The organism is Brakhagea slesvicensis (assembly GCF_052161625.1).
Classification (GTDB): domain Bacteria; phylum Planctomycetota; class Planctomycetia; order Pirellulales; family Pirellulaceae; genus JBKCUI01.
Map to the genome: position 1 here is coordinate 1,661,137 of NZ_CP197412.1, position 24,168 is coordinate 1,685,304.

The window sequence follows — 24,168 nt, forward strand, 5'->3', positions numbered from 1 at the left end:
ATGGGCGCTGCGCGCTCGATCCGGCATAATGCCCGGGTTGCCATTATGCAGCTTCGATCCTTTTGAGTTCATCCATGAGTCCAACTTTATTGCTTGTCGTCGTCTTCGGGTACTTTGGCGTCCTTCTAGCGATCGCTTGGTATACCTCGCGTGGAGCAGGGGAACACGCCTTCTACAGCGGTGAGCGGAAGAGCCTTTGGTGGGTCGTCGCCTTTGGGATGGTAGGGACGTCCCTGAGTGGGGTAACGTTTGTCAGCGTGCCGGGTAGCGTCGCCAAAGAAAGCTGGAACTACCTACAGATGATCTTTGGATTTGTCATCGGGTATTGGATCATCGCCGGTGTCCTGCTGCCGCTCTATTACCGTCTGGAACTGACGAGCATCTATGGCTATCTCCGAGAGCGATTGGGGAGCGTCAGCTATCGGACCGGCAGCGCGATCTTCATCCTGAGTCGATTGCTGGGAGCGACGGTTCGGATCTATGTCGTGCTGAACGTCATCCATGTCTTCGTGCTCGAATCGATGGGGGTACCGTTCATGGTAACCGCCTTCGCAGTCCTGTTGATGATATTTCTGTACACGCTGCAGGGAGGGGTTAAAACCATCGTCTGGACCGACACGTTGCAGACCTTGTTTATGCTCGGTGCCTTGGTAGGGACGATCCTTTACATTCTTTATGATCCCAAGATGAGCGACTGGTCGACGCGTCTGAGCGAGAGTGGGATGGCTACTATTTTCAACTGGGACTACAAGGATCGATTGTTCTTTTTCAAGCAAGTCATCAGTGGGATCTTTGTGACGATTGTGATGACGGGGCTTGATCAAGAAATGATGCAAAAGAACTTGAGCGTGCGTACGCTCTCCGACGCCCAAAAGAACATGCGCGTCTTCAGTATTGTGTTGGTCATCACCAATTTGCTGTTCTTGTTTCTGGGGGCGTTGCTCTATCTCAAGGCGGAGCAGATGGGGATCAAACTCCCCGCGAAGAGCGATGACTTGTATCCGACTCTCGCGTTGCAGTATTTCCCTGCGTGGTTAGGGTTGGTGTTCATTATCGGATTGATCAGCGCGCTTTTCCCAAGTGCCGATGGAGCGTTGACAGCGTTGACCGCAAGCACCTGTATCGATTTGATCGGGATCCGAGAGCGTGGCTGGAGCGAAGAGAAGCAAGCGCGGGTGCGCAAATGGGTGCACGCTTCGATTGCAGTCCTCTTTTTCGGGTTGGTGATGTGGTTCTATTCCCAGCAGAACGATTCCATCATCACCTTGCTCTACCGTCTTGCCGCGATCACGTATGGTCCATTGCTAGGACTCTTCGCCTTTGGGTTAATGACCCGCAGAATGGTTTACGAGCCGCTCGTTCCGTGGATATGCATTGGAGCGGCAGTGTGTGCGTATCTGCTAAGCGTTTATAGCAAGACGTTGTTTGGGGGCTACGAAATAGGGTTTGAAACGCTCCCGATCAATGGCCTGTTCACCTTCCTCGGCCTCTTAGCGATCAGTCGCCGGCCATCGTGACGAGAGTCGCCGGCCATCGTGACGAGAGTCGCCGGCCATCGTGACGAGAGTCGCCGGCCATCGTGACGAGAGTCGCCGGCCATCGTGACGAGAGTCACCGGCCATCGTGGCGTCTGCTCAACGAGGACTAGGCTTCGATGAGTTGCAACGGAGACTTGCTCAGCTGGAAGCTGCGCAACTCCCCATTTTCAAACGAGACGCGCGCCATGCGGCGAGCACCATGGCCATCGACCGAGGCGATTTGCCCGATTCCGTAGTCAGGATGTCGGACGATGGAGCCTTGCTCGAACAACCCCACCTCGACCCCTTCCTTGGTGGTAATGGTTTGAAAATGGGAACCGGATTTCAGATTCGGTAGTCCTAGCTTTCCACGTAACTTTTGCAGAACTGCGTTTCCGGTTTCCGATGGTTCCGGGCTGGGGTCTTCCGAGGGAGTAGCATCCGCGACGAACTCACTCCCCCCGTCGTCTTGATTCCATTCGTCGCGGGAGAGGAGGACCGTCTTTTTTCCCATCGGTTTCGAGGGTTTCTTCGTTGGCTTTTCAGAAGGTTCGAATTCATCGATCCAGGGGTCTTCTTCGTAGCGTTGATCGATTTCGTCCATGAAGGAAATATTGAAGGCATCGACATCGGTGCGGTCGATCATTTCCAGTTCCGCTCGGGGCAGTTCCATAGCGAATTGGCTAGCGGAGCCAACGCGCGTGTTGCTGAACCCGCGCTGCTTGGCCATGCTGAGTTGCAACCAGCGTTTGGCCCGCGTAATCCCGACGAACAGCAGTCTTCGCTCCTCTTCCAATTGTGCAGGATCATCCATCGCGCGAATATGGGGAAGAATCCCATGCTCGACCGCGATCACGAAGACATTTTCAAACTCCAGTCCTTTGGCTGCATGGAGGGTCATCAACGTGACTTTGTTGTCGGAGTCGTCGAGACCATCCGCATCCGCGATCAACGTGACTTGTTCCAGAAATCGTTCCATCGTATTGCCGTCCTCCGATTCGCTATCCGCTTGCGCGGCATCCGCTCGGAGTTCGTTGATGTTGCCGATGATACTCTCGTCAGGAGTTTCCGATTTCCTGGTCGTGAGGTATTGGATGTAGTCGGTTTCCTGAAGCATGCAATCGATCACGGCCACGAGCGGCCCAGAGGATAGGTGCACCATTTTGTCATAAGTCTTCAGAAACTTGTCCGCTCCCGAGGCAGCCTTCTTGCTCAGTACCCCCCGTTCGATCGTGGCACGCAGGGCAACCAACATGGGGATCTCTCGTTGACGAGCGAGATCTCGGACTTTTTCTAGCGATTTATCCCCGAGTCCGCGAGTCGGGACGTTCACGATCCGATCGAACGCGACATCGTCTGTCGGATTATGGACCAAGCGGAGGTAGGCGAGGATATCTTTGATTTCTTCGCGATGGTAGAAACGAAATCCGCCGATGAGCTGGTAATTCAACTTGCAACGCAAAAGGGCTTGCTCGATGAGCCGCGACTGTGCGTTGGTTCGGTAGAGGATAGCGAAGTCTTTCGCTTTCGCTCCGTTCTCCAAAATCTCCATCGCAATGTGCTTCGCGATGTCGTCCGCCTCCTCGCGATCGCTGCGATACGTACAGAAACGCACCGATGCACCCGAGTCGCAAGTCGGTTTCAATACTTTGGCTTTGCGCCGCGTATTGCACGAGATCAAGCTATCCGCGACGGAAAGGATTTGGGGTGTGCTGCGATAGTTGTGCTCCAGCCTGACAGTAACCGATTGAGGGTAATCCTTTTCAAAGCTCAAGATATTGGAGATATCGGCACCGCGCCAGCTGTAGATCGATTGGTCGGGATCGCCTGTTACGTTTAAATTCGGGTGATCGATGGAGAGGCCGCGAACGATCAGATACTGTGCCAAGTTGGTGTCTTGGTATTCATCCACTAGGACATATCGGTGTTTTGCGTCCAAGTCCGATCGAAGGTCGGGATTGGATCGGAGGATGTTGGCGGTGTGCATCAACAGATCGTCAAAGTCGACGGCGTTGAACTGGCGAAGGAGTTTCTGGTAGATCGGGTAAACTTTGCTGATAATTCGGTCATGGTCCCCGCGCACCGTTCCTTCGAAGATCTCCGGTGAGATGGCTTTGTTCTTTAGCGCGCCGATGCGCCGCCCGATGTCTCCTTGGTTTAAGTGCGTGAGAGACACGTTGGCTTGTTCGATCGCTTTCTTGAGAGCGCTCTTCGCGTCGTCGGTGTCGAAGATGGTAAAGTTCGGTGCGATGCCCACCATTTCACCAAAGCGGCGGAGGAATCGGGCGCAGTAGCCGTGGAACGTCCCCATCCAGACGGGGCAATCATCGACCATTCGATCGATGCGAGCTTTCATCTCGCGAGCCGCTTTGTTGGTGAAGGTCAATGCCAGGATCGAGTAAGGCGAGACACCTTGATCGAGCATGTACGCGATACGATGCGTGACGACGCGTGTTTTCCCGCTACCGGGGCCGGCGAGAGTCAGGAGCGGTCCTTCGATGTGCGTAACCGCCTGTCGCTGCGGTTCGTTCAGTGAGTCGATGATTTGGGAGGTCGTGAGGGCCATAACGTTGCAATCCCTTACTCAGTCTAGAGAGCGGCGTCGGACAGATGGTGCCGGGACGCGTTCGGCTGAAAAGCATCGCATCCGACTGCGGGATATTATCCGGCATTCCATCGGACCGAGCCAGCCTTCTTGTCCGTGCGCTATAATCGGGGCAGATAAAACCATTTCGACCTGACACCCGACTCCTTCAACTGCGATTGCTATGGAAATCACATCCCTGCCGAAGAACCTTGCTGAGCTCCGCGCGGGCGGTTGGACGAGCCGCAGCGTCAAAGAGGAGATCCGCAGCAATTTTTTGCGCATGCTTTCTTCTGGTGAAGCCCTGTATCCTGGCATTGTCGGGTACGACGATACGGTTGTTCCCGAGCTCAATATTGCGTTGCTTGCTGGGCACGATTTGCTCTTTTTAGGAGAGAAAGGGCAGGCAAAAAGTCGGCTCATGCGAACTCTCGTGCGATTTCTCGACGAGTTCATTCCTTACATCGATTTGCCCAATCTGCCGCTTCACGAGGACCCGTACCATCCCATCACGGCAGCAGGGAAACGGGCAATAGAAACATTGCCCGATCACGAAGTACCGATCGGATGGTGGCATCGGTCGGAGCGGTACGTGGAGCGATTGGCTCCCGGGACCAAGTTCGCGGATGTGATCGGTGAGATCGATCCCTCCAAATTGACGGGCGGGGTCAGCATGAGTTCCGAAGATGCCTTGTACTTTGGACTCATTCCGAGGATGCATCGCGGGATTTTCGCCATGAACGAATTGCCGGAGCTCGACGATTTGGTTCAAGTTGGGTTGTTCAATATCCTTGAGGAGCGCGACGTCCAGATTCGGGGTTACCCGATTCGATTCGATCTGGATATTTTCATCCTTTTTTCTGCCAACCCGAGCACCTACAACCGCAGCGGCAAAGTCATTCCTCAATTGAAGGACCGGATCGGGTCGATCATCCAGACTCATTATCCTGCTGAGCGAGAACAGGGGATTGAGATCTTGAAGCAGGAGGCGGGGATCCCGCTCGATGGCGATTACCCCGTCCAAATCCCCTACTTCATGATGGAGATCATTGAGGAAATCACCACGCAGGCGCGGAAATCGAAGTATGTCGACCAAGCCTCCGGGGTTTCGGCCCGTTTTTCTCTGGCGAATTACCGCACAATGATTGCGTCATCGCGACACCGAGCCGTGTTGCTCGGTGAGGAACTAGCCGTCCCACGCATCAGCGATTTGGGGCACCTCTATACGTCTGCCTTGGGGAAACTAGAAGTGGACTTGATGGGTTCTCATCAAATGAGTGAACGGAAGATATTGGACGCCCTCATCGCCAGCGCCATCCGGACCGTGTTCGAGCAGTATGTCGACCAACACGGCATGGAACCGATTGCGGAGATCTTCAATAAAGGAGTTCGTATCGAGGTGGGAGACCTACTCCCCAGCGAGCATTACGCAGAGCGGCTGAAGCATGTGCCACCCGTGTGGGAAGCCGCCTTTGAGGTAAATGCCTCCTCACACCCGGCAATACGGGCATCTTGCATCGAATTCGTTTTGGCAGGACTCTACAGTTTGGATCGCATTAGCCGGGCGAGCAAGCATGGCAAAGTGAGTTACGAGGTTTGAGAGACTTCTTTAGGCTACCAAAGAACTGGGAGGCATGCTAAGTTCTGTGGGATTTTGGTCACCGCAGAACTTCGGACCGTTGGCAGATTAGAACCGCGACAGAATGCTGGAGTTTTCTAGGCAGGTGGCCTCTTTTGAGCCATTTCCCCTTGAAAATTTTCAGGTTTTGCTGTGCCGAAACGGACTGACATCAAGAAAATCCTTCTCATCGGTTCCGGCCCTATCGTCATCGGGCAAGCGTGCGAATTCGATTACTCTGGCACTCAGGCTTGCAAAGCCTTGCGCGAAGAGGGGTTCGAGGTCGTTCTCGTGAACAGCAACCCTGCGACGATCATGACCGATCCGGCGACGGCTGAGCGAACCTATATCGAGCCGTTGACTTGGGAAATCGTCGAAAAAGTCATCGAACGCGAACGTCCCGACGCCATCCTCCCAACATTGGGAGGTCAAACGGCGCTGAATATTGCCATGGAACTGGCTCGCGAAGGGGTACTCGAAAAGTACAACTGCGAAATGATCGGGGCCAACCCTGAGGTGATTCACAAGGCCGAGGCCCGCGATGCCTTCAAATTGGCCATGGAAAAGATCGGCCAAGAAGTCTGCAAAGGGTCCGTTGTTCACTCGCTCGAGGAAGCCCGAAAGGTTCTTCAAGAAGTGGGGCTCCCCTGCGTCGTTCGCCCTAGCTTCACCATGGGAGGTAGCGGTTCGGCCATCGCCTACAACCGAGATGACTTCGAAGGTCTCGTCCAAAATGGCTTGACCCTATCCCCGATCACCGAGGTTCTCATTGAAGAATCGATCATTGGGTGGAAAGAATACGAGATGGAAGTCATGCGCGATGTCGACGATAACGTTGTCATCATCTGCTCCATCGAGAACTTCGACCCGATGGGGGTTCATACCGGGGATTCGATCACCGTCGCCCCTGCCCAAACGTTGACCGACAAAGAGTACCAGCGGATGCGCGATGCGAGTCTCGCCATTATTCGCGAGATCGGCGTGGAGACAGGGGGTTCTAATATCCAGTTTGCCATCCATCCCACCAACGGGAGGATGATCGTCATCGAGATGAATCCTCGCGTCAGCCGCTCCAGCGCGCTGGCCAGCAAGGCAACGGGGTTCCCGATCGCGAAGATTGCAGCCAAGCTGGCTGTCGGCTTCCGATTGTGGGAGCTTCAAAACGACATCACGCGCAAAACGCAGGCTTGCTTTGAACCGACCATCGACTACGTCGTGACCAAGATACCTCGTTTTGCATTTGAGAAGTTCCCGGAGGCGGACTCTACATTGACGACGCAGATGAAGAGCGTCGGAGAAACGATGGCGATCGGGCGCACATTCAAGGAGTCCTTCCAAAAAGCATTGCGAGGGCTCGAAGTAGGAGCCTTCGGATTTGGTTCCGACAGCAAGGACCTTTGGTATACCGATCGGCGACCGGACGACGAGGAGATCAACAACAAGCTTTCAAAACCGAATGCCGATCGCGTTTGGTATATCCGCTATGCCCTGCTAAGCGGGATGTCGATCGATGAGATCCATAACATCACTGCAATCGATCGATGGTTCTTGGACCAGCTCTCGGAAATTGTGGAGATGGAAAAGTATCTTCGCACGCTAGGAAGCGTCGGTGCCGTGGATCGCGCCACGCTGAGGCAGGCCAAGCAGATGGGATTCTCGGATCGGCAGCTAGCCAATATTCTCGGCAGCGATGAGATGGAGATTCGGGATTGGAGAAAATCGCAACAAGTCATCGCAACCTTCAAATCAGTCGACACCTGTGCTGCTGAATTCGAAGCCTACACCCCTTACTACTACAGCACTTACGAGGAAGAGAACGAAGCTCCCTCCAAGGGGCAGAAGAAACGGGTCATGATTCTCGGCGGTGGCCCCAATCGGATCGGCCAAGGGATCGAGTTCGATTACTGCTGCTGCCATGCCAGCTACGCCCTTCGCGAGTTGGGAATCGAGTCGATCATGGTCAACAGCAATCCAGAGACCGTGAGTACTGATTACGACACCAGCGATTTGCTCTTCTTTGAACCCTTGACCACCGAAGATGTTCTCAACATCTACGACACGGTGGAGCCAGACGGTGTCATTGTTCAATTCGGCGGGCAGACGCCATTGAATTTGGCTAGGGCGCTCGCCGATGCGGGGGTTCCCATCGTCGGTACGAGTGTCGAGACGATCGAAGACGCGGAGGATCGCGAGAAATTTCAAGCGTTGTTGCACGAGCTTAAACTCAAGCAGCCAGCGAACGGAATTGCTCGCACGATGTTGCAGGCTCGTTCGGAAGTTCAGAAAATCGGCTTCCCATGCTTGGTCCGCCCCAGCTTTGTGCTCGGCGGTCGCGCCATGGAGATTTGCTACGACCATTCGCAATTCGATCGATTCATTGCCGAAGCCTTCGTCGTCGCGCAAGGACAACCGGTTTTGATCGACCGATTCCTCGAGGATGCAACCGAGGTCGATGTGGACGCCGTCTCGGATGGCGACGATGTCGTCATCATGGGAGTCATGGAGCACATCGAGGAGGCTGGCGTTCACTCTGGCGACTCCGCATGCGTTATCCCTCCATTCTCGCTGAGCAAAGCGGTCCTCGACGAAATCCGCTATGCGACCGTCTCGATGGCCAAGCGGCTGCGTGTGATCGGATTGATGAACGTTCAGTTTGCGATCAAGGAAGAAGAGGGACGCCCGGTTGTTTATGTCTTAGAAGTCAATCCGCGTGCGAGCCGCACAGTTCCGTTCGTCGCCAAGGCGACGGGCACTGCAGTCGCTAACATCGCTGCCAAGGTGATGGTCGGTTGCAAACTGAAGGATTTGGGAATCACTTCCGAACCCATTCCACGCAGCGTCTCGGTCAAGGAATCGGTCTTCCCCTTCCGCAAATTTGCGGGAGTCGACATTGTTTTGGGACCCGAGATGCGCAGCACCGGCGAAGTGATGGGGGTCAGCGACGATTTCGCACTGGCCTTTAACAAGAGCCAAATCGCTGCCGGCGTTGTCCTTCCCAAGTCGGGCAATGTTTTCTTGAGCATCTCTTCGCGCCATCGGGCTGGCATTATCGATATGGCTCGCCAACTGCACGAGATGGGATACAAACTGTTGGCTACCTCCGGTACCGCAGCGGAACTGCAGCGAGGCCATATCCCCGTTGTCACGATTAAGAAACTCGCGGAGGGCAATCCGAACTTGATCGATTACTTGAAAAACGGCGAAGTCTCCCTCATTCTCAATACCCCGAGCGGCAAAGGAGCGAGAACCGACGAAGGACGCATCCGAGCAGCAGCGGTCCAGTTCGGAGTCCCCTGCATCACGACGGTGGCGGCAGGTCGCATTGCGATCGAAGCGATGTCCGTGATGCGTGAGAAGCCCATGACGGTTCTTTCGCTTCAAGAACGATTCTCCAGCTAGCGATGACTCACATCCGATGGACACCCAGCGCATCCGTCAGCGCGCTCCATGCCGCTGATTTCGCGGTCCGTTTCCCCGATCAGTATGTGGATCGTTCCGTCCTATCGGCCTTCCAGCGCGACGCGAATGAACTCAACCGACTCATTGAGGGAGCTGCGGGTTCGCAAGCCCCCTCGGTTTGGTCCACCTTGATCGCAACGGCAGCGGATATCGAATCCAATCACGAACTGGTTTCGGCTGTATTGCGAAAAGGTGTTGGAGAATGCGGTCCTCATGTGGTAACGTCGATCTCCGGGAAGGTGACCGAGATCGAAGCGGCCTTCAAACAGTTGTATCCCAAGTTCTCCGATCAGATCTTGTTTCGAAGCAGGCCCTTGCAGGAGCAATGGCTTGGGTTTGGAAACGGGCTTCTCGCGCATGTAGGAAGATTGACCGAGAAGGAGCTTTTGCCCGATGAAGTGCGAATCGTTCCGGTGCAGCCTGTTGTTGGGGGCGCAGGTGTCGCACACTTCAACGCCAACTTGGTTCGGATGGAGGCAATCTTAACCAATCCCATGGCAGAGCTTCCCGAGACCGTTCGATTGGCTTGGCTGGTGTCTCAACTCCAATTGGATCTACCTCGGTTCAGCGAGATGTTAGGGTCGAACACGCTGGCGAAGATCGCACCGCTTGCCATGCTGCCGCCGGTATTGGCCGCCTCGCAAGTGCTCGAATTGAGTCGATGTACCAAAGAGATGGCAGCCCTCGCAATCGAGCATTGGCACATCCCTGTTCCCGCGGGTGCCGATGTGCACGACCATGTCGCACCGAGTCTCATGGATTGGTGGGAGACCTATCTTCAGACCCGTCCTGCTTGGCATGTTGCGATGCAGGCGCTCGCAAAGATGCTTGGAGACTAAACGAATATGTCCGTCACGAAGCTTGGTTATTCCCATCGCGTACTCGAAACACCGTATGGCCCTGTTTTGGGATGCAGTTATCGATGGCCGACGGGCCAATACTGCGCCATTCATACCGATCAAGGGATCCTCGGATGCGGACTGTATGATTGCAACGTTGCGACCAAGTTCTCGATGCCGGTCGCGATTGCAAGAGGTACACCAGACAAACCGCTTCGCGAACCAGAGGACCTTTTGGACGCGAAGGTGGCAGAGGTCAGTGAGGCGGCCAAGCAGGCTGGGGTCGTGCCAGGCATGACCGGTCTGGAAGCGATCGCTTGCCTACTCAGGCGTCCTTAATTCGCACTTCCTCGCGAGGATTCGATTCTTCCATATACCCGGAACGGGGCGCGGGTGTGGTACAACGATACGAGATTCTCTCCCTTCGCCACACGGCCGTGTGGCGTTAACTTGCTAAGGAAAGGTGTCGTGGAAATGAAGCGAGCGTTGCTGGTCATCGATGTTCAGATGGAGTATTTCACCGGTGCGTTGCCCATCAGCCATCCTGCTGGACACTTGTCGAAAATCTTGGAAGCGTTTGACGCGGCGCGCGAGGCGAATATTCCGATCGCCGTGATCCGCCACCACCAACCGAGCGCCGACTCCCCCATCTTTCGCAAGGGGTCGCCGGAATGGGAGTTGCATCCAGAAATCCAAGCCCGTTCCTACGACATCTTGATCGATAAAACCTTGCCCGGTTCCTTTACGGAAACCCCGCTCTCGGAATGGCTGGAATTGCACGCGGTGAAAACCATTTCCATTGCAGGGTACATGACCCACATGTGCTGCGACACGACAGCCAGGCAAGGGATGCATCGCGGATTCCAAGTGGAGTTTTTGTCCGACGCGACCGGGACGTTGAATTTGGAGAATGCGGCAGGAAAGGTGTCGGCGGAGGAACTGCACCGCAGCATCCTGTGCGCCCAGCAGCAAATGATTTCCCAGGTTTTGACGACAGCTGAATGGATCGGCCGTATTCGCGGAACTGGCCACTAGAGTTTCGCGATTCGCTGAGTTCTAATGCACGCTCCTCTCGAGCCCCCGATCCTCCTTTCTTTATCTCTTCAGAGCGTCTATGGAAATTGATATCCATACCGTGAGTCGTTGGCTGGATAGCAGCCACGACAATGCCGGGAAACCAATCGTTTTGGTCGATTGTCGCGAGCCCCATGAATTCGATATCGCCAGGATTGATGGCGCGATCTTAATGCCGATGAGCCAATGGCCTCCCGCGGCGGAAAAACTGGCGGAACTCGACAACAAAACCGTCGTGGTCCATTGCCACCATGGTGGGCGTTCTCTCCGCGTCGCGAATTGGTTTCGACACAACGGCCACCCCGAAGCGCTCAGCATGGCGGGGGGCATCGATAAGTGGAGCGTGGACATCGATCCATCCATTCCTCGCTACTAACCAGCGCCAAGGAGAATTCCGATGCAACATAGATCATTTCGAATGCTGACCAGCGCCCTTTTCGGGTTGCTAATATCCAGCGTGGGTTGGGCCCAATCGAGTACCAATAATCAAGAAAAGCGAGCGACGGTGAACGAGAAGAAAGGTTGGTCGATTGCGATCCATGGCGGGGCAGGTGGCGATCCGGCCAAACTGACTCCCTCCATCATCGAGAACAAATCGAAGGGACTCGAAGCGGCGCTCAGCAAAGGGGTCGCGTTGCTGAAACAAGGAGGAAAGGCTGTCGATGTGGTGCAAGCGGTCGTTGAGATTTTGGAAGACGATCCTCACTTCAATGCGGGACGTGGCGCTGTATTCAACGACATCGGAGATGTATCCCTGGATGCGAGTCTGATGGATGGCAAAGATTTGTCCTGCGGTGCCGTTGCCAATGCCACCAAGGCTCGCAATCCCATTCGATTGGCACGCGCGATTCGCGATCTCACTCCTCATGTTTTGTTAGCGGGTCCCCCCGCAGACTTGTTCGCGGAGCAGGCCGGCATTCCACTCGAATCGCAAGACTACTTCAAAACCGACGAGCAGCGAACTAATTGGGAAAAGTGGAAAGAGCGTCAAGCGAACAAGAAAGGTGCAACGAGTCGTTATGACTACGACAGCCCCGAAGAGCGACTATTCCATTTCAGTACCGTCGGGTGCGTCGTTCGCGATACAGACGGAAATCTAGCTGCCGCAACCAGTACAGGTGGTCTTCTGGGAAAGAAGTTTGGACGGGTGGGTGATTCCCCGATCATCGGGGCCGGTACCTACGCGAAGAACGCGACGTGCGCAGTCAGTTGCACAGGCGAAGGAGAGCTCTTTATCAAACACCACATCGCTTCAGCGATTTCCACTCGCATGGAGTTTTTGGGAGAGTCGCTAGCCGATGCGGCAAAGCATGAAATTGAAAAAACGCTCCCTTATGATTCGGGAGGAATCATTGCGGTGGATGGAAAAGGAAATATCGAGATCCATTTCAACACCCCGATGATGGCCCGAGGCCGAGCCTCGAGCGAAGGACTTTTTCAAATCGGGCTCGTCGATTGGATAGAAAAGAAGTAGCGAACGCGGATTTGGCGGTAGACTAAGCGTTCCTTTCCACTCTTTTAGAGGAATGCACGATGAACGCTTGGCGACAGCTTTCCGAATGTCTCACTACCTCGGCCCAAGTCCCGCGCAGGATGCTCGCTGCGATAGCGACGCTGATCACGATTTTTTCGACCAACGTCACGATGGCGTTGGAAGATACCCCGCTCGAGTCCCGCACTCGTCCAAATGTTGTCATCATGCTGGCCGACGACGCGGGCTGGGGAGACTTCACGTCGTCTGGAAATCTATCGGTATCCACACCCAATATCGATTCGATAGCAACCTCTGGGGCGAAACTGGATCGGTTCTTTGTCTGTCCTGTCTGCTCTCCCACGCGCGCCGAACTGCTGACGGGCAGGTACCATCCACGAGGGGGAGTTCGGGGCGTCTCGGAGGGAGCCGAACGACTCAATCTCGATGAAACCACGCTAGCCCAGATCTTTCAATCCAACGGCTACGCGACAGGTTGCTTTGGGAAATGGCACAATGGATCGCAAGGGCCTTACCATCCACGCGCTAGAGGGTTCGATGAGTTCTTCGGGTATACCGAGGGCCACTGGGGCGAGTACTTCAACCCGCCTCTTGAGAACCAAGAAGGTCGGATGGTGGAGACGAAGGGTTACATTGTCGATCTTCTTACCGATCGCGCGTTGGATTTTATCGATCGGAAGAAGCAGCAGCCATTCTTCTGTTATATCCCGTTCACCACCCCCCATTCCCCTTGGGGTGTTTCGAAACCAGATTGGGAACGATTCCGCGAGAAGAGTATCGCCCAACCCGCTCGCAATCGCGCGCAGGAAAAGGTAGACGAGACCCGCTGTGCACTGGCAATGATTGAGAATCAAGATCGCAATGTCGGTCGAGTATTGAACAAGCTTGAATCGCTCGGCCTGACCCAAGACACAATCGTCATCTATTTCTCGGATAACGGCCCCAACACCGAGCGATGGAACGGCGGAATGAAGGGGCGTAAGGGGAGTGTGGACGAAGGGGGTGTTCGATCGATTTGTTATTGCCGATGGCCGAGCAAGATTCCTGCAGGGAATGACGTGCGGCCCATCTCCTCGGCGATCGATTGGTTACCGACACTTTTGGCTTTGACTCAAATAACAACGAAGCCTCCGTATCCCCTCGATGGCATCGACCTGACTCCCTGGCTATTGCAATCCGATCACAAGTCTTCACCGTTCCCGGATCGCATTCTTTATTCCACATGGAATGGCAAGGTGAGTGCTCGGATGCAGAGCTATCGCATGGACTCGGATGGAAAGCTGTTTGATATGGAGCAGGATCCAAACCAAACCAAGGCTTGCGCACTGGATACCGATAGCGAACGCGTCGCGGCAGAGCGATTGCGATCAGGCATAGCAGCGTGGAAAAATGAGGTCCTTTTAGGTGGCAAGCTACCGATGGACGATCGCCCCATCCCCGTCGGACACCTCGCCCTTCCGATCACCCATTTGCCAGCCCGCGACGGTATCGCGCAAGGTGCCATTCGACGAAGTGCCCCTGCACCGAACAGTTCCTACTTTGTGAACTGGCAATCAGCCGACGACTACATCGAGTGGAATGTTCACGTGGAAACCGAGGGGGTTTATCGAGTTGCAATCGACTACACTTGCCCGGAAACCAGTTTGGGCACAGTGCTTCAGCTTCAATTCGGCGATGCTCGCTTGGAAAAGAAGATCGACGTGGTATGGGATCCTCCTCTCTACGACGATCAAGATACGATTGAGCGTCCCAAGGCAGAGAGTCGCATGAAGCCCTTCCGGCATTGGGAGATTGGCGAGATACGTTTGCCTCGAGGAGAGGGGCGACTGCAACTGAGGGCTTCGATGGTCCCGATGGGTACGGTGATCGATCTAAGGAGACTGAGCTTGGAATTAGTTCCCGACCTGCGCACCGAGTGACGAGGACCTGCAGTGTTGGAATCTTGAACGAGGAGGGATCGATGGTATTTGGCAGGAAGATCAAAAAGATAGAGCCCCTGGAGACCGAATTGGCCGAGGCAGGGGAAAGTGAGGAGCAGCCTGATGTTGGATTGTCCCTCGAAGATTTGGGGAATGCATATGCGAGAGCGATGGAGGAGCGTTCGAGCGTCGAAGGCTCTGAGGAAGCAGGAGCTGAGGAAGATTCGGCGCTGATCCCATTTCCCGCAGCGGCAAGTTCCGTTCTCGAAGAGACACTCGCTGCACCTGAGGTCGGCGAGACCGATCATGTTCCGGTCACAACCGAGACCGTGTTGGAGTCCATACTATTTTTGGGGACTCCCGATAGCCGGCCGATCGATGTGGAGCGACTTCAAAGTTTATTCCGCAATATGCCTCGCGAGGAGATCGACGAAGCGGTTGGGAAACTCAATCAGAAGTATCGGCAGCAAGGACGTGCGTTTGAAATCGTCTTCGAACGAGGTGGTTACCGAATGCAACTTGCAGAATCGTTGACGAGTGTCCGCGAGCGTTTTTACGGAAAAGTGAAAGAGGTTCAGTTACCTCAATCGGCGATCGATTGTCTTGCCTTGGTAGCGTATCAACCGGGGGTAAGCCGTGAGCAGATCGAGAGTTTGTGGGGACAGCCACCCCATAGCACGCTCAATATGCTCGTCCGCAAGGGACTTCTTCGCGTGGAGAAGGAAGGAAACGCGATGACCTACTACACGACCGATCGTTTCTTAGAGGTGGTCGGTGTCGATTCGATCGACGATCTCCCCCGCGAGGAACTGTGATCGAGATCGCAGAAGCAACCAACCCAATCCCCCAGCACCACTGGTTGTACTTGAACGAACTCACGAGCGCTGGCCAGACAAATCGTTTAACAGTCTCCAGAGGCGTACGTGGTTGAAACATGCTTGCCCGGTTGCGAGCAAATTTCGGCCACCTTAATTAGGTTGGTAAACTCGTCTCGCTTCCGGTCAGCGTCACCTAAGCTTCAAGGCTGTGGAAAGGAGACTTCCGGAAGGTTGGAGGCAAGATCCATGCTGCCGTGTAGTACTCGACCGATTTCAATTTGGCCTTCAGCATTGGTACGAAGCAACAGGAAATGTCTTAGTGTGCCAACCTTACCAACCGATTTAGCTATCCGTTGTCGACTGTGCCATAAGTGGTAGGTACGAGTACCAGCAGCCAGTTCCTCTCGTGGTACACTTCCAACTCTTTCGGGATCTTCCGCTATGTCGACAATTGCTTGGGTCAACAATGCTTCATAGCGCAACCTAGCTTGTTCACCAAAGTGCTCGTGGCTCCAGGCTAAGATTCTGACAATGTCCTCCTCAGCGGCCGGGGCAAGTCCTACACGTGGCATTTATATCAACCACTCTTTCGGCTTTTGGCGAGCTTCTCAGCGTGGCGGCCCAATTTGGAAATATGGGCAGACACCTGACTATTGGTGTTTAGAACAACTCCTTCACCTTGATCGAGTTGTCGAAATCCTTCGTCAGCCAGTTGCTGCAACAATTCGATTCGCCTCTCATCTTCCGACGTTCGTTGTTCAAGTAAACGCAATCCTTCTCGAACCACTTCGCTCGCATTCTTGTACTTACCCGAACTCACAAGCGAGTCAACCAACTCCGAGTAGTGTTCCGTGAGGCTAATGTTCTTCGTTGCCATTTCTTCTCTCGCTGATGGCTATGTATTCCTGAACTCAGTCATGGATCCAGTTTAACACAATTGGCAAAATTTGCCAATTACGGTCGCGGTTCAACGCCCTCCCCGGACCGACCCTGATAAGGAACCTTCTCGGAGAAATCGATTTCGCAACTGCTTGAAAAACAGGGGCTTACGGAGTTCGAGACCGAATCGATTGGTCTTTCTGAGTGTGCCGAGTTACGGAAAATCTGCTTAATAGAAACGCAGTTCGAAACCGGCCAGGGCCAGTCGAAGAGTCGCGGAATGGACCTTTAACCTGCATCCCTCTTGCTCGTCATTGCCGGGTCAACGGACAGAGAACTTGCCCGCCAGGTCAACTACCTCAAGGCGGAGAGCCAATTCCTCCGCAGTCGGCTTCCTGGTCGGATCAGTCTAACTGAACGCGAGAAGAACGGCTCGGTGGACAGCTCAAGAGCTACAGCCGCTAAGCGGCGTAGCTCAAATCATCGTTCCACTTTACTCGATACGTTCACTTCAGGTTTGAGCTTACTGCTGCGCACAACGCGAACATCCATCTGCACCGCAGCCATCTGCACCGCAGCCATCTGCGTCAAGAAATATTCAACTTGCGATCACGAATCTGATTCCAGCTGCTCTCGATCCCTCAGCTTTTTCGTTCGGAAAATCACCTTGCTCGATGCAATCTAGTTTTTGCATAGGGCGCAGACAAGTTGTTTAACAGACAGCCGCAGGCGACTACGCACCGCCGGAGGGCGGGGGTGAAACTGACTATAGATGGTGATTAGGCAGAGAGCCTCGAAAGGCGGTTAGGTTCTGTATGCCGAAGGCATGGAAGCTTGTAGCCGGTGATTGAGCGCAAGCGACATCACCGGTCTATCGCGACGGGACTTCGCATCCTGACAGGGATGCCAGCTCCGCCCTGAACCGCTTTCATCCCTCCCGGGATACATGACTTATTTTGCAACCAACCCGGGGTGGCGCTAGCTTACCCCGGGCTAATAGCTGAAGTCCTTTCAGGACATGTCGGAGCCAAACGGGTACCGATTAAAAATCCAGCAGGTACCAGTGTTGAAACGCAGGGCGATTCTAGGCCCTCCCTACCGGGACTAAGACCTCGACGGGACAGCCCCATATGCCAAGGAACCATCTTCGCTCGCTCCGTTCATTCGATTGGCGGACCTGCTACATGAATTGGTCACAATTGTTCACCTTGGGACCAACCGACGCTGGATTCGCAAAGCCAAAGCCCAATTCAAGGCGGCCGCCGCATATCGCTTCGCGAGGGAAGCAGTTATTACCAGGGGCCACGAACCGGATAGACACCGAACTGATCGGTATGGCTAGGCCAGTAGGGGGTCGCTTTGAACACCCCCCCGCCACCACCGTTCGATGCTTTTCCGCTGAACTGATGGTAGATCGGGGTCATCGTGTTCTGGGATACACCCCACGAGTAATTCGATTGCATCGTCACGGTCGGTGGAACGATGAGCGCGGTGGGTTGACCGGTTCGGAGCCAGTAGTATTCACCATGCCAAGGTTGGTTCATCGATTGGTTATAGGCCCAGTAGTCGCCCCACGTGGAGGGCCGAACCCAAGCGGCTCGGTATCCGACACCTGGCCCACCGCTTACATCGACGGTGCGTGCTGCGGACAATCGGGAACCGAATTGAGCTTCGGCGGAAGAAGACTGAGCGACGACCGCGGTGAGAGCAGTCGCTGCGACGAGGGAAAAACGAATCATGGACAGAGGTCCTGTTTGGAAGTACCAGTGAATAACCTACCCGACCACTCCATGATCGGGCACGGCTGCCAAATTGAATTCGACTGGTCTCCGACTCAGCCCTGCCTAGTTCGAGATCAGCGAGGGATCTCGAGCATTTTGTAGACTCGTTTGCCGGCAGTTCGAACTGGCGGCGAGTAGTATTTTGCATGCGTGCGGTTCAGTCCCTTACCATTGTCGTAGTAGGAGTGATACCGATCGCTATGGGCGTATAGAAATTGGTGCGGTTGAAGGGGCTGATACGTGTTGTACGTATGCCCTACCCAACCGGGTACTCCGATCGGGGAAATGTACATCCCCGCTTCGGCTTGGTTGGCGTAGCCTCGGGTGAAGTAATTATCGAACAGCGGTTGGGTTCCTCGCCCGGCCATCTGTCCGAAGCTGTCCACGTACCCGCCGCTGAGAGGCGAGTAGCCGACAACCGCTCCACCGCAGGAACCATCGTTGCACTGCGCGTGAACCATGCCAGCTTGCGCTACGGCAATTCCGAGCGCCACCCCTAGTGTAGTTGTAACCTTCCGTAGCATTCGCATCTCTCCTGAGCGATCTGGCGACCTTGACCGGGCGTCATGAATGGGAAATTCCACCCTGGTCTTCGTCGGCGAGCCGGGGAGGTAGGATCGACCGTTTTGATAGCAAGGCGCCGAAAAAGGAGAAACGGCGGTCGAGACGTAGAGAAAAAACGAATCGTGACGAGAATTCTAGCGTAGACCTCCCAACCGGCATCGTTTAACTTTTTCGAAAGTCTTCAGGGCTCTGGTTCGAAGGAGTTCCGAGGATGTCCATGACGCGGCAACGTGATGTTAGAGAATTAGTGAGGAAGGGAAAAGGATGGCGAAACGCGGTACTTCGGGCGTTCCCGACGGCAGGGGTCAGGACGACGAGAACCAGGAGGCCTCCCCCGTAAAGAAAACTCGACGCAAAGGGGGAGCCGAGCCTAATCTGTTCGATGAGCTTTCCGAGGATGGTATCCAGCCGATTGCCCTGCGGGACGCGGCACAGGCTCGGTATTTGAACTATTCCCTCTCGGTTATCACCAGCCGGGCGCTCCCCGATGTCCGCGACGGCCTCAAACCGGTGCAACGGCGCATCCTGTACCAGATGGACCAGGAGGGGATGCGGTTTGGAACGAAGCACCGAAAGTGCGCCAAGGTGGTCGGGGAGGTGATGGGTAACTTTCACCCTCACGGCGACTCGGCCATCTACGATGCGCTCGTTCGCATGGCACAATCCTTTTCGCTCCGCGTCCCTTTGGTCGATGGAAGCGGGAACTTTGGCTCCATCGACGGGGACAACGCCGCCGCCATGCGGTACACCGAATGCCGCATGTCGGCAATCGCCTCGGAGCTGCTCGCCGATTTAGGAAATGGCACTGTCCCCTTCAAACCCAACTACGACGGCTCGCGACTCGAGCCGGTCGTGCTACCCAGCCGTGTCCCTAATTTGCTCCTCAACGGCGCGACCGGGATTGCAGTCGGAATGGCGACGAATATCCCACCCCATAATTTGGGTGAAATCTGCCGCGCCCTCCTCAAGCTTCTCGCAGACCCGGAGATCAAAGACTACCAACTGGTCGCCAACGACGCCGTGCAAGGTCCCGACTTTCCCACCGGCGGGATCGTGATCAACACCAAAGAAGAATTGCGCGAAATCTATCGAACAGGCCAAGGCTCCGTGCGGCTTCGAGGCAAGACCGAATCGGGAGGTGACTACAAAGGGAGCAAGCTGCTGCACATCACCGCGATTCCCTACGGCGTCAACAAATCGGTCCTGGTCGAGCGCATTGCCGATATCGTTTTGAGTGGAAAGATGCCTCTCATTGAAGACGTCCGGGATGTTTCTACGCGCGACATCCGAATCGACTTGCAACTTCGCAAGGATGCAGACGAACAAAAAGTCTTGGCGTACCTCTACAAGCATACCCCGCTGCAAACCAACTTCGCAGTCAATATGACTTGCTTGATTCCCACCGAGAATCCGGAGCTCGGTGCACCAAATCGTTTGGGATTGAAGGAGATACTCTGGTTCTTTCTTCGATTTCGTTTGGAGGTCGTCACCAAGCGACTCGAGAACGAACTGGCGGCATTGCTCAAACGCATGCACATCCTCGAAGGGTTTGTACTGATCTTCGATGCGCTGGATGAGATCATTCGAATCATCCGAAAATCGGAGGGGAAAGCCGATGCGGCGCAAAAGATCATGGCGAGATTTCCTGCCGCCAAAGGAGGACTCGATGCCGAACAGACCGATGCGATCCTCGAACTCAAGCTCTACCGACTGGCTAGATTAGAAATCAACTTGATCCAAGACGAACTAAAGGACAAACAAAAGCGCGACAAGGAAATCCAGCGACTGCTCAAAGAGAAGACCGACGACACCAACAACTCCGGCCGATGGGGGATTGTCCGACAGGAGATTGAAAGCCTCATCGGTGATTACGGTAAGCTGAAGGAAAACCTTCGCAAGACGGAGCTTCTCACCGTCGATGCGGAGCCGGAATACAACGAAGAAGATTTCATCGTCGCGGAAGACTGCCACGTTCTGCTCACTCGCGATGGTTGGGTGAAGAGGCAGAAATCGATCGCAGATCCATCCAAGAGTCGGCTGCGAGAAGGAGATACTGTTCTCGCGATCGTCGCTGGATCGACCCGCTCCACCGTTGCATTCTTCTCGTCGTTCGGTGTTTGCTATACAACGCGATTCATCGATATCCCCGCATCAACGGGGCATGGCGAACCGGTGCAAAAGTTGTTCAAGATGAAAGATGGGGAACGCATTGTTTCGATGTTGTCTCTTGATCCACGCGCCATCGGAAATATCGCAGAGGATCCAAAGCATCCGGATTATTGTCCCGAGGTTCACGGCTTTGCAGCCACCTCGAGCGGCTTTGCACTTCGATTCGGGTTGCAACAATTCGTCGAGCCATCCACAAGGAGCGGACGCAGGTTTGCACGCGTCGCACCCGAACACGGCGTCATCGGTGTCGAGGCAACGCATGGCACGGAAACCGTGCTGGCGATCACCGAAGAATGCCGGGCCATGGTTTGCTCTAGCGAGGAAGTGAACTATCTGTCGGGAGCGGGCAAGGGTGTGATGCTCATCAAACTCTCCAAGACCGATCGATTGCTCGGATTCAAACTTTCCACCGCCGACCGCGATCTTCTCGTCGTCGAGACGAATCGAGGTGCCCAAAAGACCATTTCCACCGCGAAATACAACACCACTTCGCGAGGTGGCCGGGGCATCGAAATCCAGAAGAATGGCAAGATCTCCTTGATTGTCGTAGCCCCCATCACCTCAGCACCCACGTTGGAGAACTCATGAGCTCGACATCAGCATCCTACACAGCAGCGGATATTGTTGCCCTCGAGGGATTAGAACCGGTCCGCAAGCGTCCGGCCATGTACATCGGTGGAGTAGGGAGCGCCGGGCTCCACCACTTGATCTGGGAAATCCTGGATAACTCGGTGGACGAGGCGATGAACGGGCATGCCTCGGAAATCATCGTCCAATTGCATAAGAACGGGAAAACGATCACGGTCTCCGACAACGGCCGTGGTATTCCTGTCGACAAACATGCGAAGACGGGCAAGAGCGCGCTGGAGATCGTCCTTACGGTCCTTCACGCGGGGGGCAAGTTCGAAGGAAAAAACTACAAGACGTCGGGAGGGCTTCACGGGGTGGGTGCCTCGGTCGTCAACGCGCTCTCCAAAGAATTGATCGCCCTCGTGAAACGGGATGGCGTTCAATACAAGATGGAGTTTTCGCAGGGGAAGCCGACGACCAAACTGCAGAAGGCCTCCGGTGCATCGCGTGGTTCAGGAACATCGATTACCTTCACCCCTGACGCAACCATTTTCCCAAAGACCGAATTCGATCCCGAACTGATCCGTCAGCGGCTTGAGATCGTCAGTTTCCTGCATCGCGGCGTCAAGGTTCATTTCCATAACGAAGTCGATGGGGCAAAGACCACATTCTTCCACGAACAAGGTATCGTGGATTACCTAGGCAAAGTGTTGGAACAACGCGTCGCGAGCCCCATTCACGAACAGGCGTTTACCTTTCGTAAAGATGGCGACGAACGAGTTGAGGTCGCTATGCAGTGGACAGAGTCGACCGACGAACATGTCCGTTCGTATTGCAACGGTATTCCCACACCGGTCGGAGGCACCCACGAGAATGGTTTCCGCGCTGGGGTGGGCAAGGCGATTCGCAACTACATCGACACCCACAATCTGACTCCCCGTGGCGTGAAGATCGGCCAAGAAGACATTCGCGAAGGCATGGTCGCCGTCCTCTCTGTCTTCATCAGCGAACCACAATTCCAAGGTCAAACGAAGGATCGTTTGAATAACCCCGAAGTGCAGACGTCCGTCGACAATGCGATCCGGCCGGTGCTGGAACAATGGCTGAACAACAACCGTTCGACAGCAGAAGCTATCGTGGCGCGGATCATCGCCGCAGCGCGCGCACGGGCCGCCTCGAGAGCCGCTTCCGAAGCCGTATCGCGAAAAACAGCCACGAGCCGCGCAATGCTGCCCGGTAAACTGAGCGATTGCCTTTCCACCGGACGCGGCAAATCGGAACTGTTTATCGTCGAAGGGGACTCTGCAGGTGGTAGCGCCAAACAGGGACGCGACCGCAACCATCAAGCCATCCTGCCGCTGCGAGGAAAGGTCCTCAATACCGAGTCGGTATCCCTTTCGAAGGTGCTGGAAAACAAAGAAGTCCAGGACATGGTGACGGCACTCGGTTGCGGTATCGGAAAATCGTTCGACATCTCCAAAATGCGATACGACCGGCTCATCCTTCTCGCCGATGCCGACTCCGACGGTCATCACATTACGACTTTGCTGCTCACGTTTCTGTACCGACACATGCCAGGCTTGATCGCAGATGGCCGTGTCTTTATCGCGGTACCACCCCTTTACCGCATCGACATTGGCAAAGAAACCTATTGGGCTGCGGACGAAGAAGACCGCGAACGCATCCTAGCCAAAAGCGATAAGAGATCCAAACCGGAGATCACACGCTTCAAGGGGCTCGGTGAGATGATGCCAGAGGTGCTCTGGGATACAACGCTAAACCCCGCCACGCGCCGGCTGCTTCGGGTGGATATCGACGATCATCTCGAAACCGATCGAATCATGAGCGATTTGATGGGACGAGACGCTTCGGCTCGGTTCCGCTTCATCATGGAACGGGCAGAAGAGGCAAGCGATATCGACGTGTAAGGATCGTTATGCGCTGAAGAAAACCTTTGCGGCCGTATTCCTCAGAAGATTGCTTTTATCTTCGGAGGTGAGAAAGGAAAGGCGATTGCGAATCAAATCGATAGACGCCCCATATGTATGGCCGTTTTCTATTTGAAAGGGACAATCGGAGGCCCACATCAATCGATCCGACCCGAATGAAGTCACCAATTTCTGGATCATCGGTCCCAAATCATCGTAGGGTGGTTTTTTGTTGCCCAGCGCGTAGAAAGCAGACGTTTTGACATAGGTCTCGTCTCGATCCACAAAGCTCATGAGATGGCCGAGGTCAGAATCTCGAATGGTTCCGTCAATGCCAATGCGTGCAAAGTGGTCGATCACGACGCGCGTCTTCGGAAACGTGTTGGCGAATGCGAGGATCTCGGGTAACGCATCCGAGTTAGCCAGACAACACATGGCCAAGTCGAGATCGGCTGCCGCACTCCACATCCGGCGCATCGCCTGTGAGGTTTTCCACTTCGATACATTCGACCGGTCTGCGTAGAGTCGAAACCCCCGAACTCCTTTTTCTCGTAGTGCAGCCATTTGTTTGGGAACATCATCGCTGGATTCATCGATGATCGCTACCCCTGAAAAGATACCCGGATGCTTCTCCATCGCATCGAGCATGTAGCGATTGTCAAATGTGTAGAAGTTCATTTGAATCAAAACAACCTTCGACACGCCTTGAGGCCTGCAATGGCTGAAAAGATCATCTGGAGTGAAGCTTGCTGGCAGCATCTGCTCCTTGGTAAATCCATCAGCCAGCGGATAAGTGCTGGTATCGCCGGTCCATACGTGAACATGGGCATCGATCCATCCCAGATCGGCGGTCCTCTCGTCGCTGTGAGCCTCCAAGGAGAGAGTGGAAAGGGCCGAGCAAGCAGCGGCACCGATACCGCCCTGCAAAAGACTTCGTCGATCGAGAGCCATAGGAGT

18 protein-coding genes are annotated in these 24,168 nt (G+C 54.7%); 12 read left to right on the top strand and 6 right to left on the bottom strand.

From position 1 onward, the window contains the following. Positions 1-74: 74 nt before the first annotated feature. Entirely contained in the window at positions 75-1,517 is a 1,443-nt protein-coding gene (locus tag SH467x_RS06485; protein ID WP_482370462.1) for a sodium:solute symporter, read from the top strand. A gap of 127 nt (positions 1,518-1,644) precedes the next feature. On the opposite strand, the gene SH467x_RS06490 is transcribed toward SH467x_RS06485, so the two are convergent. Then, the gene (locus SH467x_RS06490; RefSeq protein ID WP_482370463.1) at positions 1,645-4,083 is read right to left on the bottom strand and encodes an ATP-dependent helicase; all 2,439 of its coding nucleotides are present in this window, start codon (positions 4,081-4,083) and stop codon (positions 1,645-1,647) included. Positions 4,084-4,285: 202 nt separating this feature from the next. On the opposite strand from SH467x_RS06490, the gene SH467x_RS06495 reads away from it, so the two are divergent. From SH467x_RS06495 to SH467x_RS06535, 9 genes are all read left to right on the top strand, one after another. Beyond that, a complete protein-coding gene (locus tag SH467x_RS06495; RefSeq protein ID WP_482370464.1) occupies positions 4,286-5,701 on the top strand; it encodes a magnesium chelatase ATPase subunit I in 1,416 nt (471 codons plus the stop codon). Between the two features lie 171 nt (positions 5,702-5,872). After that, entirely contained in the window at positions 5,873-9,118 is a 3,246-nt protein-coding gene (gene carB, locus SH467x_RS06500) for a carbamoyl-phosphate synthase large subunit (protein ID WP_482370465.1), read from the top strand. 2 nt (positions 9,119-9,120) lie between these two features. Next, complete coding sequence (locus SH467x_RS06505) at positions 9,121-10,017, top strand: hypothetical protein (protein ID WP_482370466.1); 897 nt, start codon at positions 9,121-9,123, stop codon at positions 10,015-10,017. A 6-nt stretch (positions 10,018-10,023) separates the two neighbouring features. Then, positions 10,024-10,356: a DUF1805 domain-containing protein gene (locus tag SH467x_RS06510; RefSeq protein WP_482370467.1), complete on the top strand. Its 333-nt coding sequence runs from the start codon at positions 10,024-10,026 to the stop codon at positions 10,354-10,356. A 135-nt stretch (positions 10,357-10,491) separates the two neighbouring features. Then, on the top strand, positions 10,492-11,052 hold the full coding sequence (locus tag SH467x_RS06515) for a cysteine hydrolase family protein (RefSeq protein ID WP_482371346.1): 561 nt from the start codon (positions 10,492-10,494) through the stop codon (positions 11,050-11,052). A 100-nt stretch (positions 11,053-11,152) separates the two neighbouring features. Next, on the top strand, positions 11,153-11,467 hold the full coding sequence (locus tag SH467x_RS06520) for a rhodanese-like domain-containing protein (protein WP_482370468.1): 315 nt from the start codon (positions 11,153-11,155) through the stop codon (positions 11,465-11,467). Positions 11,468-11,488: 21 nt separating this feature from the next. Continuing rightward, positions 11,489-12,565 carry an isoaspartyl peptidase/L-asparaginase family protein gene (locus SH467x_RS06525; protein WP_482370469.1) on the top strand — a complete coding sequence of 359 codons (1,077 nt, stop codon included), beginning with the start codon at positions 11,489-11,491 and terminating at the stop codon, positions 12,563-12,565. Positions 12,566-12,624: 59 nt separating this feature from the next. Then, positions 12,625-14,502 carry a sulfatase-like hydrolase/transferase gene (locus SH467x_RS06530; protein ID WP_482370470.1) on the top strand — a complete coding sequence of 626 codons (1,878 nt, stop codon included), beginning with the start codon at positions 12,625-12,627 and terminating at the stop codon, positions 14,500-14,502. Between the two features lie 41 nt (positions 14,503-14,543). After that, positions 14,544-15,317, top strand: a complete 774-nt coding sequence (locus SH467x_RS06535; protein WP_482370471.1) for an SMC-Scp complex subunit ScpB — start codon at positions 14,544-14,546, stop codon at positions 15,315-15,317. Between the two features lie 203 nt (positions 15,318-15,520). Here SH467x_RS06535 and SH467x_RS06540 read toward each other — a convergent pair whose 3' ends face one another. The 4 genes from SH467x_RS06540 to SH467x_RS06555 all read right to left on the bottom strand — a co-directional run bounded on the left by SH467x_RS06540 (position 15,521) and on the right by SH467x_RS06555 (position 18,504). Further along, on the bottom strand, positions 15,521-15,892 hold the full coding sequence (locus SH467x_RS06540; RefSeq protein WP_482370472.1) for a type II toxin-antitoxin system RelE/ParE family toxin: 372 nt from the start codon (positions 15,890-15,892) through the stop codon (positions 15,521-15,523). A gap of 5 nt (positions 15,893-15,897) precedes the next feature. Continuing rightward, positions 15,898-16,197, bottom strand: a complete 300-nt coding sequence (locus SH467x_RS06545) for a type II toxin-antitoxin system ParD family antitoxin (protein ID WP_482370473.1) — start codon at positions 16,195-16,197, stop codon at positions 15,898-15,900. 1,294 nt (positions 16,198-17,491) lie between these two features. Beyond that, the gene (locus tag SH467x_RS06550; protein ID WP_482370474.1) at positions 17,492-17,938 is read right to left on the bottom strand and encodes a hypothetical protein; all 447 of its coding nucleotides are present in this window, start codon (positions 17,936-17,938) and stop codon (positions 17,492-17,494) included. 116 nt (positions 17,939-18,054) lie between these two features. Continuing rightward, positions 18,055-18,504 carry a hypothetical protein gene (locus SH467x_RS06555; RefSeq protein ID WP_482370475.1) on the bottom strand — a complete coding sequence of 150 codons (450 nt, stop codon included), beginning with the start codon at positions 18,502-18,504 and terminating at the stop codon, positions 18,055-18,057. Between the two features lie 304 nt (positions 18,505-18,808). Between SH467x_RS06555 and SH467x_RS06560 the strand changes: the two genes are divergently transcribed. Both SH467x_RS06560 and SH467x_RS06565 read left to right on the top strand, forming a co-directional pair. After that, entirely contained in the window at positions 18,809-21,301 is a 2,493-nt protein-coding gene (locus SH467x_RS06560) for a DNA gyrase/topoisomerase IV subunit A (RefSeq protein WP_482370476.1), read from the top strand. Beyond that, on the top strand, positions 21,298-23,211 hold the full coding sequence (locus tag SH467x_RS06565; protein ID WP_482370477.1) for a DNA gyrase/topoisomerase IV subunit B: 1,914 nt from the start codon (positions 21,298-21,300) through the stop codon (positions 23,209-23,211). The genes SH467x_RS06560 and SH467x_RS06565 overlap by 4 nt, the downstream gene beginning before the upstream one ends. A gap of 6 nt (positions 23,212-23,217) precedes the next feature. Here the strand turns inward: SH467x_RS06565 and SH467x_RS06570 are convergent, their stop codons facing one another. Further along, positions 23,218-24,162, bottom strand: coding sequence for an amidohydrolase family protein (locus SH467x_RS06570; RefSeq protein WP_482370478.1), 945 nt, complete (start codon positions 24,160-24,162; stop codon positions 23,218-23,220). Positions 24,163-24,168: the final 6 nt, after the last annotated feature.

Excerpts from the sequence above, each read along its gene's own strand:
- SH467x_RS06485 (WP_482370462.1), top strand. The coding sequence starts at position 75 with ATGAGTCCAACTTTATTGCTTGTCGTCGTCTTCGGGTACTTTGGCGTC.
- SH467x_RS06490 (WP_482370463.1), bottom strand. The coding sequence starts at position 4,083 with ATGGCCCTCACGACCTCCCAAATCATCGACTCACTGAACGAACCGCAG.
- SH467x_RS06495 (WP_482370464.1), top strand. The coding sequence starts at position 4,286 with ATGGAAATCACATCCCTGCCGAAGAACCTTGCTGAGCTCCGCGCGGGC.
- SH467x_RS06505 (WP_482370466.1), top strand. The coding sequence starts at position 9,121 with ATGACTCACATCCGATGGACACCCAGCGCATCCGTCAGCGCGCTCCAT.
- SH467x_RS06510 (WP_482370467.1), top strand. The coding sequence starts at position 10,024 with ATGTCCGTCACGAAGCTTGGTTATTCCCATCGCGTACTCGAAACACCG.
- SH467x_RS06515 (WP_482371346.1), top strand. The coding sequence starts at position 10,492 with ATGAAGCGAGCGTTGCTGGTCATCGATGTTCAGATGGAGTATTTCACC.
- SH467x_RS06525 (WP_482370469.1), top strand. The coding sequence starts at position 11,489 with ATGCAACATAGATCATTTCGAATGCTGACCAGCGCCCTTTTCGGGTTG.
- SH467x_RS06530 (WP_482370470.1), top strand. The coding sequence starts at position 12,625 with ATGAACGCTTGGCGACAGCTTTCCGAATGTCTCACTACCTCGGCCCAA.
- SH467x_RS06535 (WP_482370471.1), top strand. The coding sequence starts at position 14,544 with ATGGTATTTGGCAGGAAGATCAAAAAGATAGAGCCCCTGGAGACCGAA.
- SH467x_RS06540 (WP_482370472.1), bottom strand. The coding sequence starts at position 15,892 with ATGCCACGTGTAGGACTTGCCCCGGCCGCTGAGGAGGACATTGTCAGA.
- SH467x_RS06545 (WP_482370473.1), bottom strand. The coding sequence starts at position 16,197 with ATGGCAACGAAGAACATTAGCCTCACGGAACACTACTCGGAGTTGGTT.
- SH467x_RS06550 (WP_482370474.1), bottom strand. The coding sequence starts at position 17,938 with ATGATTCGTTTTTCCCTCGTCGCAGCGACTGCTCTCACCGCGGTCGTC.
- SH467x_RS06555 (WP_482370475.1), bottom strand. The coding sequence starts at position 18,504 with ATGCTACGGAAGGTTACAACTACACTAGGGGTGGCGCTCGGAATTGCC.
- SH467x_RS06560 (WP_482370476.1), top strand. The coding sequence starts at position 18,809 with ATGGCGAAACGCGGTACTTCGGGCGTTCCCGACGGCAGGGGTCAGGAC.
- SH467x_RS06565 (WP_482370477.1), top strand. The coding sequence starts at position 21,298 with ATGAGCTCGACATCAGCATCCTACACAGCAGCGGATATTGTTGCCCTC.
- SH467x_RS06570 (WP_482370478.1), bottom strand. The coding sequence starts at position 24,162 with ATGGCTCTCGATCGACGAAGTCTTTTGCAGGGCGGTATCGGTGCCGCT.